The organism is Allobosea sp. P4_C6 (assembly GCF_056402015.1).
In genome coordinates this window covers 1-14,285 of the sequence record NZ_JBFUIF010000016.1, presented here as the reverse complement: position 1 = coordinate 14,285, position 14,285 = coordinate 1, and the positions used below count along the sequence as shown (strand labels likewise).

14 protein-coding genes and 1 pseudogene are annotated in these 14,285 nt (G+C 67.4%); 4 read left to right on the top strand and 11 right to left on the bottom strand.

Going from position 1 to position 14,285, the window contains the following annotated elements:
• Positions 1-77: 77 nt before the first annotated feature.
• The 6 genes from fba to tkt form a co-directional block, all read right to left on the bottom strand.
• Positions 78-1,160 (bottom strand): class II fructose-bisphosphate aldolase, encoded by a 1,083-nt coding sequence (gene fba / locus AC1DVA_RS13405; protein WP_265049935.1) that lies wholly within the window; start codon positions 1,158-1,160, stop codon positions 78-80.
• Positions 1,161-1,303: 143 nt separating this feature from the next.
• Complete coding sequence (locus tag AC1DVA_RS13400; protein ID WP_476806165.1) at positions 1,304-2,497, bottom strand: phosphoglycerate kinase; 1,194 nt, start codon at positions 2,495-2,497, stop codon at positions 1,304-1,306.
• A gap of 10 nt (positions 2,498-2,507) precedes the next feature.
• Entirely contained in the window at positions 2,508-3,080 is a 573-nt protein-coding gene (locus AC1DVA_RS13395; RefSeq protein ID WP_476806164.1) for a putative glycolipid-binding domain-containing protein, read from the bottom strand.
• Positions 3,077-3,574 (bottom strand): hypothetical protein, encoded by a 498-nt coding sequence (locus AC1DVA_RS13390; RefSeq protein ID WP_476806163.1) that lies wholly within the window; start codon positions 3,572-3,574, stop codon positions 3,077-3,079. Before AC1DVA_RS13390 ends, AC1DVA_RS13395 begins: the two co-directional genes overlap by 4 nt.
• A 103-nt stretch (positions 3,575-3,677) precedes the next feature.
• Positions 3,678-4,688 carry a type I glyceraldehyde-3-phosphate dehydrogenase gene (gene gap / locus AC1DVA_RS13385; RefSeq protein ID WP_265054788.1) on the bottom strand — a complete coding sequence of 337 codons (1,011 nt, stop codon included), beginning with the start codon at positions 4,686-4,688 and terminating at the stop codon, positions 3,678-3,680.
• 119 nt (positions 4,689-4,807) lie between these two features.
• Positions 4,808-6,805 carry a transketolase gene (tkt, locus tag AC1DVA_RS13380; RefSeq protein ID WP_476806162.1) on the bottom strand — a complete coding sequence of 666 codons (1,998 nt, stop codon included), beginning with the start codon at positions 6,803-6,805 and terminating at the stop codon, positions 4,808-4,810.
• A 342-nt stretch (positions 6,806-7,147) separates the two neighbouring features.
• Between tkt and AC1DVA_RS13375 the strand changes: the two genes are divergently transcribed.
• The gene (locus AC1DVA_RS13375; protein WP_320109574.1) at positions 7,148-7,453 is read left to right on the top strand and encodes a DUF4164 domain-containing protein; all 306 of its coding nucleotides are present in this window, start codon (positions 7,148-7,150) and stop codon (positions 7,451-7,453) included.
• 20 nt (positions 7,454-7,473) lie between these two features.
• Entirely contained in the window at positions 7,474-7,842 is a 369-nt protein-coding gene (locus AC1DVA_RS13370; RefSeq protein ID WP_265054786.1) for a cell division protein ZapA, read from the top strand.
• A gap of 183 nt (positions 7,843-8,025) precedes the next feature.
• Here AC1DVA_RS13370 and pal read toward each other — a convergent pair whose 3' ends face one another.
• Positions 8,026-8,538 carry a peptidoglycan-associated lipoprotein Pal gene (gene pal / locus AC1DVA_RS13365; RefSeq protein WP_265054908.1) on the bottom strand — a complete coding sequence of 171 codons (513 nt, stop codon included), beginning with the start codon at positions 8,536-8,538 and terminating at the stop codon, positions 8,026-8,028.
• A gap of 378 nt (positions 8,539-8,916) precedes the next feature.
• On the opposite strand from pal, the gene AC1DVA_RS13360 reads away from it, so the two are divergent.
• Complete coding sequence (locus AC1DVA_RS13360; RefSeq protein WP_476806161.1) at positions 8,917-9,717, top strand: aldolase; 801 nt, start codon at positions 8,917-8,919, stop codon at positions 9,715-9,717.
• A gap of 171 nt (positions 9,718-9,888) precedes the next feature.
• Here the strand turns inward: AC1DVA_RS13360 and tolB are convergent, their stop codons facing one another.
• Genes tolB through tolQ form a run of 4 tightly spaced genes read right to left on the bottom strand, consistent with a single transcriptional unit; the run spans position 9,889 to position 13,641 of the window.
• Positions 9,889-11,226 (bottom strand): Tol-Pal system beta propeller repeat protein TolB, encoded by a 1,338-nt coding sequence (tolB, locus tag AC1DVA_RS13355; RefSeq protein ID WP_265054784.1) that lies wholly within the window; start codon positions 11,224-11,226, stop codon positions 9,889-9,891.
• 5 nt (positions 11,227-11,231) lie between these two features.
• Positions 11,232-12,440, bottom strand: a complete 1,209-nt coding sequence (tolA, locus tag AC1DVA_RS13350) for a cell envelope integrity protein TolA (protein WP_476806160.1) — start codon at positions 12,438-12,440, stop codon at positions 11,232-11,234.
• 28 nt (positions 12,441-12,468) lie between these two features.
• The gene (locus tag AC1DVA_RS13345; protein WP_265054782.1) at positions 12,469-12,918 is read right to left on the bottom strand and encodes an ExbD/TolR family protein; all 450 of its coding nucleotides are present in this window, start codon (positions 12,916-12,918) and stop codon (positions 12,469-12,471) included.
• 12 nt (positions 12,919-12,930) lie between these two features.
• A complete protein-coding gene (gene tolQ, locus AC1DVA_RS13340; protein ID WP_265054781.1) occupies positions 12,931-13,641 on the bottom strand; it encodes a protein TolQ in 711 nt (236 codons plus the stop codon).
• A 455-nt stretch (positions 13,642-14,096) separates the two neighbouring features.
• Here tolQ and AC1DVA_RS13335 point away from each other — a divergent pair.
• Positions 14,097-14,285 (top strand): annotated as a pseudogene (locus tag AC1DVA_RS13335) (IS30 family transposase); the annotation flags it as partial.

The window sequence follows — 14,285 nt, the reverse complement described above, 5'->3', positions numbered from 1 at the left end:
TGTTGCCGAGTTCGGCACTTCGCGAAGCTGATCTCGGGCAAGCCCGGGATCAGGGGGAGAGGGGGTAGATCAGAGCGTCACGCCGCCTTCTTGGCGCCGAAGGTCGGGTCGAGCTCGCCCTTGGCGTAGCGCTTGGCCATTTCGGCCAGCGTGATGACACGCTTGATCTTCGAGGCCTGGCCGGCGGTGTTGAACTCCTGCAGGCGCAGCGTGCAGAGCTTCGTCATCGCCTCCATGGCGGGCTTCAGATATTTGCGCGGGTCGAACTCGCCGGGGTTCTCGGACAGGATCTTGCGGATCTGGCCGGTCATCGCCATCCGGTTGTCGGTGTCGATGTTGATCTTGCGCACGCCGTGCTTGATGCCGCGCTGGATCTCCTCGACCGGCACGCCCCAGGTCTGGGGCATCTTGCCGCCATACTGGTTGATGATGTCCTGGAGGTCCTGCGGGACAGAGGAGGAGCCGTGCATGACGAGATGCATGTTCGGCAGCTTCTTGTGGATCTCCTCGATGACGTTCATCGCGAGGATCGCGCCGTCGGGCTTGCGGGTGAACTTGTAGGCGCCGTGCGAGGTGCCCATGGCGATGGCGAGCGCATCGACCTTGGTCTCGGCGACGAACTTCACGGCTTCGTCCGGGTTGGTCAGGAGCTGGTCATGGCTGAGCTTGCCCTCGAAGCCGTGGCCATCCTCCTTCTCGCCCTCGCCGCTTTCCAGCGAACCCAGGACACCGAGCTCTCCTTCGACGGAGATGCCGCCGAGATGGGCCATGTCGGTGACGGTCTTGGTCACGCCGACATTGTAGTCCCAGTCGCCCGGGGTCTTGCCGTCGGCCTTGAGCGAGCCGTCCATCATGACGGAGGTGAAGCCGGCCTGGATCGCGGTCATGCAGGTCGACGGCTCGTTGCCGTGGTCGAGATGCACGCAGACCGGGATATGCGGATAGATCTCGGTGACGGCGTCCATCATGTGCTTGAGCATGATGTCGTTGGCATAGCTGCGGGCGCCGCGCGAGGCCTGGATGATGACGGGCGCGTCGGTCGCATCCGCCGCCGCCATAATCGCCAGCGCCTGCTCCATGTTGTTGATGTTGAAAGCGGGCACGCCGTAGTCGTTCTCGGCGGCGTGGTCGAGCAACTGGCGAAGCGTGATACGGGCCACGATGGCACTCCCCTTTGGCTAATCGATATGTCGGAGGATGTAGTGCGGAAGCGCCGCCCGCGCAAAGCGAAAGCGGCAAAAAGCTTAAAATGCGAACGGCCGCCCCGTCGCCGGAGCGGCCGATTCAATGCCGTTTCCGTGCCTTAAGCCTTCCGCAGCGCCTCGACGCCCGGGAGGGCCTTGCCTTCCATCCATTCGAGGAAGGCGCCGCCCGCCGTCGAGACATAGGTGAGGTCGCCCGCGACGCCGGCATGGTTCATCGCCGAGACGGTGTCGCCGCCGCCCGCGACCGCGACGAGTTCGCCGGCCTTGACGCGCCTGGCCGCTGCCTTGGCGATGGCGACGGTCGCGGTGTCGAAGGGCGGTAATTCGAAGGCGCCGAAGGGGCCGTTCCAGACCAGCGTCTTCACCTTCTCCAGGCGCAGCACGACTTCGGCGATGCTGAGCGGGCCGGCATCGAGGATGATCTCGTCGGCCTCGACACCGTCGACCGGCACGACCCGGTAGCTGGGATGGGCCTTGAACTCGCGTGCGACCAGCGCATCGACCGGCAGCAGGATCTCGCAGCCGGCGGCCCTGGCCTTCTCCTCGATCTCGCGGGCGGTGCCGACGAGGTCATGCTCGCAGAGCGATTTGCCGACATTGACGCCGCGCGCAGCGAGGAAGGTGTTGGCCATGCCGCCGCCGATGGCGAGCACGTCGACTTTCCTGACGAGGTTGCCGAGCAGTTCGAGCTTGGTCGAGACCTTGGCGCCGCCGACGATCGCCATCACCGGCCGGGCCGGATTGTCGAGGCCGGCGGACAGTGCCTCCAGCTCGGCCTGCATGGTGCGGCCGGCATAGGCCGGCAGGACATGGGCGAGGCCTTCCGTCGAGGCATGGGCGCGGTGGGCGGCCGAGAAGGCGTCGTTGACGTAGGCGTCGCCATTGGCGGCGATCGCCCTCACGAAGTCCGGGTCGTTCTTCTCGTCGCCGGCGTGAAAGCGGGTGTTCTCCAGCAGGAGCACGTCGCCGTTAGCAGCCGCCGCGACGGCCTTGGCGACATCATCGCCGATGCAGTCGTCGACGAAAGCCACGGGGCGGCCGAGCGCCGCGGTGAGCGCCGGCACGATCTGCTTCAGGCTGTTCTTGTCGTCGCGGCCCTTGGGGCGGCCGAAATGGGCGAGCAGGATGACCTTGCCGCCCTTGTCGGCGATTTCGCGGATGGTCGGCAGCACGCGGTCGATGCGGGTGGTGTCGCTGACCTTGCCGTTTTCCATGGGGACGTTGAGGTCGACGCGGACCAGCACGCGCTTTCCGGCGAGATCGGCGTCGTCGAGGGTGCGGAAGGCGGTCATCGGCGTCTCTTCAGATGCGTTCGAACAGGCTGGGATAATCGACGACGAGGCCGTCATCGTCGACAGGCAATTCGGCCTCGAAGCTGCGGTCGGCCGCCTGATAGCGGAACAGGCGCGGCTCCAGGCAGGTGTAGACCTGCCGGTCGAGCCGCGGCACGAAGCTGTCGAAGGGGATGTAGAGCATCGCGAATTCGCGGCTCTGGCCGGGCTGCCAGCTTTCGCGGCGGATCGGCAGCGTGTTGGTGAAGGGCGTGCCGGCGAGGTCGATGTCGACGCAGTCGTCGAAAGCGGGCAGGTGCTCGCCGAAGACATCGCGCCAGATGCCGTCGCGCCGCTCCAGGAAGACGCGGCGCCCATCGGTGGTCGCGATCGTCAAGGCCGTCACGGCAAAGCCCGGATCGCAATCGATGGCGTAGGAAACGCCGTAGGGCTCTCCGCCGCCGCGCTCGCCGATCACCACGGATTCGGCGCGGATGCCGGCCGGCGTGCCGCGCAGCGTGAAATGCTCCAGTCCGACGCCCTCGACCGGCCGCCAGCGCAGGCTGCGCGGCTCGGCGAGAAGGGCGACGTCCCGGAAGCTCATCGCGCCAGCAGACCCCCGAACAGGCCGGGCACGCCGAACTTCAGCACCAGGATGGTGAGGATGACGGTGAGCACCGAGGTGACGATCGCGGTCATGAACAGCGTGCCGGCGCGCGGCGTCGCGTCGATGCGATTGCGCAGGGTGGCGATCTCGTTGCGGATCGCGGCGAAATCCATGGTGCCGGCGGCGGCGTCCACCTTATGGGCGCTGCGCTCCAGCGAGGCCTCGGCGCGGGTCAGCACGGCCTCGTAGCGGGCGAACTTCTCCTCGATGCGGGCTGCCTTCTCCTCGATGCGCGAGAGCTGGTCGAGCTGGCGCGGATCGGACTTCGCTGCGGTTTCGGCAGAGGCCGGCACGGCAGAGCCGACAATGACGGCCGGAGCGGCCGGCGGCGGCGTCGCGGCTGCGGGAGCGGGGCTGAATGCGGGGGGCGGCGTCACGGCTGGCGCGTCGGTGGGCGCCGGGGACATGACGGTCGGCTCGATCTTGGCCATAGGCTCTCCGTAGCTTGGCGGAAATGACGGGGCCGCGCCGCGAGCGGCTTGCGGCCCCGCTTTCATGCACCATACCCCCTTTCGGAGGTATGGCGGCGATGGATCAGAGCAGGGCGCCCATGGCGACGGCGGTGTCGCTCATGCGGTTCGAGAAGCCCCATTCGTTGTCGTACCAGGACAGCACGCGCACGAACTTGTCGTCCATGACCTTGGTCTGGTCGAGGGCGAAGGTCGAGGACGCCGGATCGTGGTTGAAGTCGATCGAGACGTTCGGCTGGTCGGTGACGGCGAGGATGCCCCGGAGCGGGCCGCGCTTCGAGGCCTTGACGATGGCGTCGTTGATCTTCTCGACCGAGGTCTTGCGCTTCGAGATGAACTTGAAGTCGACGACCGAGACGTTCGGGGTGGGCACGCGGATCGAGGTGCCGTCGAGACGGCCCTTGAGCTCGGGGATGACGAGGCCGATCGCCTTGGCGGCGCCGGTCGAGGTCGGGATCATCGACATTGCCGCGGCGCGGCCGCGATAGAGATCCTTGTGCATGGTATCCAGTGTCGGCTGGTCACCGGTATAGGCATGGATCGTGGTCATGAAGCCCTTGTCGATGCCGACGGCGTCATGCAGCACGCGCACGACCGGCGCGAGGCAGTTGGTCGTGCAGGAGGCGTTCGAGACCACGAGGTGATCCTTGGTCAGCTCGCCCTGGTTGACGCCGAAGACGACGGTCAGGTCGGCGCCATCGCAGGGCGCCGAGACCAGCACGCGCTTGGCGCCGGCGGCGAGATGGGCCGCCGCCTTGTCGCGGGTGGTGAAGATGCCGGTGCATTCCAGGGCGATGTCGACGCCGAGGGCCTTGTGCGGCAGGTCCTTGGGATCGCGGATCGCGGTGACCTTGATCGGGCCGCGGCCGACATCGATCGTGTCGCCGGAGACGGTCACCGTGCCGGGGAAGCGGCCATGGACGGAGTCGAAGCGGAAGAGATGGGCGTTGGTCTCGACCGGGCCGAGATCGTTGATCGCCACGACCTCGATGTCCTTGCGCTTCGATTCGATGATCGCGCGCAGAACGTTGCGCCCGATGCGGCCGAAGCCGTTGATCGCCACCTTGACCGTCATGTCTTCCTCTCCTTCGCCGAGCGAACCGGCGCAGCCGTCGCTATCCACGCGGGCAATTCGGCCAAAGCATGGCCGAACGCAAGACCCGATCTGGGAATCTCAGCCCGTTCTATCGAAAATCAGGCGTTGTGCTTCTTCATCGCCGCCTCGGCGACCGCTTCCGCCGTGATGCCGAAGTGCTTGTAGACCTCCTTGTAGGGGCCGCTCGCCCCGAAGGAGTGCATGCCGACGAAGGTGCCGTCATGGCCGATCACCGCATCCCAGCCGAAGCGCACGCCGGCCTCGACTGCGATCTTGATGGGCGCGCTGCCGACGACCTCGGCCTGGGTCGCCTCGTCCTGCGCCAGGAAGAGCTCGAGCGAGGGCACCGAGACGACGCGGGCGCGCACGCCCTTCTCGGCCAGCAGCTTGCGGGCGGCGACGGCAAGCTCGACCTCGGAACCCGAGGCGAAGAGCGAGACCTGGGCCTTGCCGCCCTCGGCCGCCAGCAGCTCGTAGGCGCCGGCCGCCGAGCGGTTCTTCGCGGTGGCATCTGTGCGCAGCTGCGGCAGGTTCTGGCGCGAGAGCGCGAGGACCGTCGGCCCGTCGGTGCGCTCCAGCGCGGCCTGCCAGGCTTCCGCGGTCTCGATCGTGTCGGCCGGGCGGAAGACGCGCATGTTCGGCATCGAGCGCAGCGAGGCGAGGTGCTCGACCGGCTGATGGGTCGGGCCGTCCTCACCGAGGCCGATCGAGTCGTGCGTCATGACATAGACGACCGGCAGGCCCATCAGCGCGGCGAGGCGCATGGCGGGGCGGGCATAGTCGGCGAAGACCAGGAAGGTGCCGCCCGCGGTGCGGAAGCCGCCATGCAGGGTGATGCCGTTCATCGCCGCTGCCATGCCGTGCTCGCGGATGCCGTAGCGGACATAGCGGCCCTTGGGGGTCTTGGGCGTGAAATCCTCGGCGGCCTTGGTGCGGGTGTTGTTGGACGGCGTCAGGTCGGCCGAGCCCATCACCAGCTCCGGCATGACCGGGATGATCGCTTCCAGCGCCAGCTCCGAGGCCTTGCGCGTCGCGACGGCCTGCGGCGCCGCGATCAGCGCCTTCTTGTGGGCGAGGATCGTCCTGTCGAGCTTGGCCGGGACGGTGTGGGCGATGCGGCGCTCGAAATCGCCGCGCTTGCGCTCGGACAGGGTCACGAAGCGCTCCTTCCACTCCTTGTGGGCGGCAGTGCCGGCCACACCGAAGCCGCGCCAGGCCTTGAGCAGGTCGGCCGCGACCTCGAAGGCGCCGCCGGTGATGCCGAGCGCCTGCTTGGCGGCAGCGAGCTCCTCGGCGCCGAGCGGCTCGCCATGGGCCTTGGAGGTGCCGGCCTTCTTCGGCGCGCCGAAGCCGATCACGGTCTTGCAGGCGATCATGGTCGGCTTGTTGGACTTCTGGGCGCGGCGGATGGCCGCCTCGATGGCGTCGGGATCATGGCCATCGACGCGCTCCGAGCGCCAGCCGCAGGCCTTGAAGCGGGCGACCTGATCGACATTGTCGGAAATCGAGAGCGGGCCGTCGATCGAGATGCCGTTGTCGTCCCAGAGCACGATCAGCTTGTTGAGCTTCTGGTGGCCGGCCAGCGCGATGGCCTCCTGGCTGATGCCCTCCATCAGGTCGCCGTCCGAGGCGAGGACGTAGGTGTGGTGGTCGACGACCTTCCTGCCGAACTCCGCGGCGAGCATGCGCTCGGCCATCGCCATGCCGACAGAGGTCGCCAGACCCTGGCCGAGCGGGCCGGTGGTGGTCTCGACGCCGGCGGTCTCGAAGTTCTCGGGATGGCCGGGGGTCTTCGAGCCGACCTGGCGGAAGGCCTTGAGGTCGTCGAGCGCCATGCCCGGCGCGCCGGTGAGATAGAGCAGGGCGTAGAGCAGCATCGAGCCATGGCCGGCCGAGAGCACGAAGCGGTCGCGGTCGGGCCAGCGCGGATCGGCGGCGTCGTACTTCATCACGCGGGTGAACAGCACGGTGGCGACGTCGGCGGCGCCCATCGGCAGGCCGGGATGGCCGGACTTGGCCTTCTCGACGCCGTCCATCGCCAGGCCGCGGATGGCGTTGGCGAGCTTGTCGTGCTGGGCACGGTCGATGGTGGTCATGGTGATCACAGGCTCCGTCTGGCGGGCGGGAGGGCCGCTCCGAGCCGGCATGGGGCAGGCGGGAGGGCTTGCTGGAAGTGTTGCTGGCTGGCTTGGCAAGCTTCGAAAAGGATGGGTGGATTAGGCCTTGCCCTCGGGTCGAGTCAATTCGCGGAATCCGGCTTTCGAGGTCGCAGGGGCTGGCTTTTGCCGGTTTTCCGCAGACGGCGTCTGAAGCATGGCGGGCAAGTGCCTGCGAGGCGGTGCTTCCGGGTCTTCGGAGCGATTCCTGTTTTCCGGCGTTCTGCTGTAAATTCAGTCACGAATCGTGTGAGCCGGCTTCGGTCTGAAAGGAGAGCGATGGTGGCGAGCCTGATGTTGGACAATGCGCTGGCGCGTCTCGACGGCGCGCTTGCGCAGCTCGAGGCGGCGGCGCGGCGGCGGATCGAATCCGAACGCGGCCGGGGCAATCTCGAAACGGAACTGGCGCTGATGCAGGACGATCGGGCGCGGCTTGCGGCCGATCTCGACGGCGCGATGGCGCGGCTCGGCCATGTCGAGACTGCGGCGGCCGATGTCGATCAGCGGCTGGAGCGGGCGATGAACGTCATCGGCGCCGTGATCGACCGCGTGCAGGCGCAGCAGCCGGCCGAGCCCGAAGCGAGCTAGACAGAGAGGCAGGACAGCGGATGCCGCAAGTCAACGTCATGATCGCCGGCAAGGCCTACCGCATGGCCTGCGGGGAGGGCGAGGAACCGCATCTGGAGGGGCTGGCCAAGTTCTATGACGACAAGATTGGCGAGATGCGGCAGGCCTTCGGCGAGATCGGCGACATGCGGCTGCATGTCATGGCGGCGCTGATGGTGGCCGACGAGGTGCATGAACTCAGGCAGAGGCTGGCGCGGCTCGAGGCCGATCACGCTGCGATACGGGGCGATGCCGGTGCCGCCGACCAGCGCCTGAGCGATGTCGAGGACCGTGCGGCGGAAGCGCTCGTCGCGGCGGCCGAACGGATCGAGGGCGTCGCCAAGAGCCTGATCCCGACGCCGGCTGGTTGAGAAAGACCACGCGTCGTCATGCTCGGGCTTGTCCCGAGCATCTCCGGCAGAAAAGGCGTCTCTTTCTGCCTGAGATTCTCGGGTCTGCGCTTCGCTGCGCCCGAGAATGACGGAAAGTTCCCACAAGCGAAGAGACCCCGGATGTTGCCATCCGGGGTCTCTTTCTGTGCGTTTTCGCTGCGATCAGACGCCCGGCGCGCCGCCGGCGCCGTCCAGCACCGTGACGGAGCGGCGGTTCTGCGACCAGCAGGAGATGTCGTTGCAGACCGCGACCGGGCGCTCCTTGCCATAGGAGATGGTGCGCATGCGGTTGGCCTGGATGCCGCGCGAAGCGAGGTAGTCACGCACCGTCTGGGCGCGGCGGGCGCCGAGCGAATAGTTGTACTCGCGCGTGCCGCGCTCGTCGGCGTGGCCCTCGACCGTGAAGGTGTAGCGCGGATAGCGCTGCAGCCAACCGGCCTGCTTGTCGAGCGTGGTGGTGGCGGTGGAGGTCAGGTCGGTGGAGTCGGTCTCGAAGAAGACGCGGTCGCCGACATTCACGACGAAGTCCTGCGCGCTGCCGGGCGTCGCGGCGCCGCCGGCGCCGAAGCCCGAGGCATCCGCGTTCTGATCCTTGGCGCAGGCGCCGAGTGCGAGCGTTGCGGCAATGGCGGCGGCGAAACGGACGGCACGGCCGCCGGTGAAGAGAGTGGTCATCATGGCTGAACTCCGGGCGATCAAATCTTTTGGCGGCGCGCTTCGAAGAGGGCTTCGCATGGCTCCATCAATGAAGCGTCAACCTAAACGAGACCTTGCCAGAACAAGGCGAAGTGGCGGCATTAGGGCGTATGGTTAACCAATTATGGCGAAAGGCGTTTCCGCCAGCGGTTGTGGTGCGGCGGACACATCGGATGCCGGGCTGGTGGCTGCGGGTCGATTGTGGAGCATGCCGACGCCTTCATCGTAGCCACGAAAGAAGCTTGCAAATCGGCCGAGCAATTGCAGCGCCTGTTTCGCCGGGCCGGCCCTATCGTTCCGCAAGCGTCGGCTCGATGCTTGCTTCTTTTCCGCCTTTCCCGTCGACCGGAGATCGCGATGGCCCATTCCCTGAAGTCCGGCGCTGCGAGCACGGCGCCCATCCGCGGTCCGAACCAGCCCGACCTCGACTCCGAGGTGGTATGGGAGGCGCGCCGGGACCTTGCCGCGACGTTCCGGATGGCGGCGCGTTATGGCTTCGAGGAGGGGATCTGCAATCACTTCTCCGCGCTCGTGCCGGGCTATGACGACCTGTTCATGGTCAATCCCTATGGCTGGGCCTTCCGGGAGCTGACGGCGTCGAAGCTGCTGATCTGCGACTTCCACGGCAATGTCGTGTCCGGCAAGGGCGAGCCCGAGGCCACCGCCTTCTACATCCACGCCCGGATCCACAAGAACATCCCGCGCGCCAAGGTCGCCTTCCACACCCATATGCCCCACGCGACGGCGCTTTCGATGACCGAGGGCGATCCGCTGATCTTCGCCGGGCAGACGGCGCTGAAGTTCTACGGCCGCACCGCCGTCGACCGGGACTATAACGGGCTGGCTCTCGACGAGCGCGAAGGCGACCGCATCGCGGCTGCAGTCGGCGGGGCCGATATCGTCTTCATGAAGCATCACGGCGTCATGGTGCTCGGGCCGACCATCGCCGAGGCCTGGGACGATCTCTATTATCTGGAGCGCGCCTGCGAAGTGCAGGCGCTGGCGCTCTCGACGGGGCGCCAGGTGCTGCCGGTCAAGCCGGAGATCGCCGAGGCGGCCTATCGGCAGATGCGCGAGGGCGACCCGGAATCGGCGCGCCTGCATCTGGCCTCGATCCGCCGGCAGCTCGACGCCGAGGAGCCGGCCTATCGCGATTGAGCCGGCAGCATCGCAAAAGCAAAAGCCGCCCGAGATCATCGGGCGGCTTTTTGGGTCATGCCGGCCGGAGCGAAGCGTGGATCCGGGATCCCTCGTATGGCGCGGCGTTCTACGATGGATCCCGGGTCAAGCCCGGGATGACGGCGTGGTGCCGAGGCAAATTTGCGCGCCTCAGCGCGCGGCGGTCAGCAGGGGCGACCAGGTCGGGTCGGAGGCGAAGGCCGGGGTCGGCACCGGCACTTCGACGCGGCCGGTGATATCGACCATGTACAATTTGCCGCCGGACTGGCCGCCGGGATCGCGGAAGAACATCAGGTACTGGCCGTTCGGGGCCCAGTTCGGCGCCTCGTTGTGGAAGCCCTCGGTCAGGATGCGTTCGCCCGAGCCGTCGGGGCGCATCACGCCGATGGCGAAGCCGCCGCCGCCCTGGCGGGTGAAGGCGATCAGGTCGCCGCGCGGCGACCAGGAGGGCTGCGAGTAGCGGCCCTGGCCGAAGGAGATGCGCTGGCCGTCGCCGCCGGCGGACGACATCACATAGAGCTGCTGCTGGCCGCCGCGGTCGCTCTCGAAGACGATCTTCGAGCCGTCGGGCGCATAGGAGGGCGAGGTGTCGATCGCCGCCGTCGAGGTCAGCCGCGTCGTCGAGCGCGAGCCGATGTCGATGGCATAGAGATTGGCGTTGCCGCCCTGCTGCAGCGAGAGAACGACGCGCTGGCCATTGGGCGCGAAGCGCGGGCTCGAGCTCATGTCGGGGAAGTTGCCGACGACCTGGCGCTGGCCGGTCTCGATGTTGAGCACCTGCACGCGCGGCTGCTCGCCCTGGCGCTGGGTCATGAAGGTGACGTCCTGCGAGACCGGCGAGTAGCGCGGCGTCACCACAGAGGTGTCGCCATTGGTGAGAAAGCGCACATTGGCGCCGTCCTGGTCCATGATGGCGAGGCGCTTGCGGCGGTTTTCCTTCGGACCGGATTCGTCGACGAAGACGACGCGGGTGTCGAAGAAGCCGCCGAGCCCGGTGACCTTGCTGAAGATCGCATCCGAGATGATGTGGCCGACGCGGCGAGCATTGCTCGGGTCGGTGAAATATTGCTGGCCGTCGGTCTGCGTGCCGGTCGCGACGTCCCAGAGCCGGAACTCGGCGCGGATGCGGCCGGCCTCGCGCGCGACGCGGCCGGTCACCAGCGCCTGCACGCCGCTGGCCTTCCAGGCGTCGAAGCGCGGCGCCGCGTCGAAGGGCGGGTTCGCCTCCGGGAAGCGGCTCTTGTCGATCGGCGTGAAGTAGCCGCAGCGCTTCAGGTTGTTGGTGATGACGCCGGAGACGAGGACGCCGCCTTCGCCGGCGAAGTCGGCGATGGCGATCGGCATCGGCTGGAAGGCGCCGCCGCGCAGGTCGATCACGAGTTCGGCGCGGGCAGCCGTGGGCACCAGCAGCGCGGCGCCGGCGGTCGCCAGAAGGCGGCGGCGGGTCGGAGCGGCGGTGAGGAAGGGGAGGGGGGTACGGTCGATCATCGGGGTCACATGACGTCCCTTGCGTCGAAATTGACGACGACATCGCGCCAATCGTCATAATAAGAGGCGAATTGAGCCGGAATGCGCAATGGCGCGCAGCGGCGGGTGGCGGTCAGCGCCGAGTCGGCGGCGACGCGGAAAAGCGGGTCGGCGGAGGAGTTGATGACGCCCGGCTGGCCGGCGAGCGAGCCGTCGGTGTTCAGCTTCATCCGGACCGAGGGCACGATATTGCCGTTGCCATGCGCATTGGCGAGCGCGATCGGCACGTTCCAGCACTTCAGGAGCTGGTCCTGGATGATGCCGATGAGCTGGGCCCGAAGCGAGGGGCTGAGCTTCTGCGAGGCGCCGCGCTCGGTGCCCAGCGAGGCTGTGCGGTTGACCTGCGGCGCCGAGGAGCCGGACGACTGCGCCTTCTCCTTCGACTGGAGCAGCTTGGCGATATCGCTGGCGTTGAAGTTCTTGGCGATCTCGGCTTCGCGCTTCGCCTTGGCTTCCGCCTCCTGCTTGGCCTTGGCCTCGGCGGCGAGCTTCGCCTTCTGCTCGGCCTCTGCCTTCGCCTTGGCGGCGGCTTCGACCTTCTCCTTCGCGGCCTTGTCGGCTTCGGCCTTGGCGAGCGCCTCGGCCTTGGCCTTTGCGTCAGCCGCGCGCTTGGCGGCCTGGGCTTCCGCTTCCGACTTGGCCTTGGCGGCGGCCTTCGCCTCTTCCTCGGCCTGCTTCGCCTTGGAGGCGATTTCGGCCTCCTCGGCGAGCTTGGCGAGTTCCTCGCGCTTCTGCTCGGCCTCGCGCGCGGCGGCGGCCTCGCTCTTCTGCGGCGGCTGCTTGGCGGGTTCGGGCGGCTTGGCCTCGGGCTTCGGCAGTTCGACTGAGCGGGTCGGCGGCAGAGGCGCGGAAGCGTTGTCGTCGGCGGTCTTCAGCTCGGGCGGACGTGAAGGCGGGGCGGGCGTGTCGGTCTTGGCCTCGCCGGCCTCCTTGCGCTCGACCGTCTCGGACTGGCGCTCGGCGCGGGGCGTCGGCTGGGCCTGCACCTTCTCGGCGCTGCGCTCGCCGCGCGTGACCTGGTTTAGCGCGTTGGGATCGATGATCTCGACGGCGATCGCCTCCTCGTTCTCCGGCAGCGGCGCCGGCGAGGCGAACGCCAGCAGCCCCGCGACGAGGACCGTCGCGTGGCCGAGCGCCGACACCAGCATGCCAGGTTCGGAGGTCGTAAGCTTCACGCCCTGAACACCCTTGCTTTCTTCGCTCTCAGCGGCTCGCCGGTTCGGTGACCAGCGCAACCCGCTTGAAGCCGGCCGAGGTGATGGTCGACATCACCGAGGCGACCCGGCCATAGTCGACCAGCTTGTCGCCGCGCACATAGATGCGTTCGTCGAAGCCCTGCTTCGCCAGGCCCTGCAGCTTGGCGACCAGATCCGGCTCCAGCGTCGGCTGGTCCTGCAGGAAGATCTGGCCCTTGCTGTCGATGGCGATGGTGACCGGCTTCTGGTCGACGTTGATCGGCTTGGCGCCGGTCTGCGGCAGGTCGAGCGGCACGCCGGTCGCGATCAGCGGCGCGGCGACCATGAAGATGATGAGCAACACCAGCATGACGTCGATGAACGGCGTCATGTTGATCTCAGCGATGGCGCCGTGGCGGCGCCCGCGTCGACCCCGGCGGCCTGAGCCCTTTGCGCCTGTGGCGGCGGACATACCCATGCTTTCAGCCCCTCAAGCCGCCATGCGCTCGTCGATCTGCCGCGACAGGATCGCGGAGAACTCGTCGGCGAAGGCCTCGAGCCGGCCTTGAGCCTTGGCGACCTCGGCCTGGAGCTTGTTGTAGGCCATCAGCGCGGGAATCGCGGCGAACAGGCCGATCGCGGTGGCAAAGAGCGCCTCGGCAATGCCGGGGGCGACGACCGCGAGCGAGGAATTCTTGGAGACCGCGATGGCGGTGAAGGAATGCATGATGCCCCAGACCGTGCCGAAGAGGCCGATGAAGGGCGCGGCCGAGGCGATGGTTGAGAGCACGAGGAGCTTCGATTCCAGCCGTTCGGTCTCACGCTGGATGGTGACGTCCAGCACCTTGTCGATGCGCTGCGAGAGGCTGGCGACCGAGCGCCCGCCATTCTCGAAGGAGCGCTTCCACTCCCGCATCGCCGCGACGAAGACGGCGGCCATGTCGTTGACCGGCTTGCCGGCGAGATCGCGATAGAGCTCCTCGAGCGAGCGGCCGGACCAGAACACCTCCTCGAAGGCGTCCATGTCCTTGCGCGTGCGCCGATAGAGCAGCGTCTTGTCGATGATGATCGACCAGCACCAGATCGAGGCGCCGATCAGGCCCAGCATCACCAGCTTGACCACGATGTGAGCATGCCAGAACAGCGTCCAGAACGACATGTCGATCTGCGGCGCGGCCTGCGCAACGTCGGCGGGGTTCATCCTGTCATCCTTCTCACCCAGGCGGTACGACCGACGGCCGAGCCTGCAAGGCCCATGGCCCCGATCCAAACCCCGCCGCTCGCGTCGCGGGAGACCCACGCCGCCGCCCGTTTCGCGATCCGGGGAAATGCCGTACCCCGTCAATCGCGCGCGAATCCGGCGAAAGATGGGCCGAAACGGGGTTTCCCACGGAACACATGCTCCGCAATGAGTTAAGCATCCAGCAAGGTTAATGTGGGGTATACGGCTGGCGCGATGCCTCAAGGGCGCTGAGAGGCAACCTCCGACGACCCCTCTCGGATCGCGTGACGCACGAGCGCTTTACAGATCTGGCGCCGTTCTGGCCGGTATTCCGCGTGGATTCGAGGGACGAGTTCACGAACGACAGAGATGTCGGGTGGTCTCAATCGGTAATCGCAACACGCTACTTTTCCTTTGGAGATGGAGCGTGGGTGATGAAGCAGCGGCGGCGGATCTACTATTCGGCGGCCCAGCGGGCTGAGATCTGGGATCGCTGGAAGGCCGGCGAGTCGATGAGTTCGATTGGGCGGCGGTTCGATCGGGAGTCCTCTTCGGTGTTCTCGGTGCTTTCGCCGACGGGCGGCATTCGGCCTCCAGACCGGCGGCGGGCGCCGCGGGCGCTC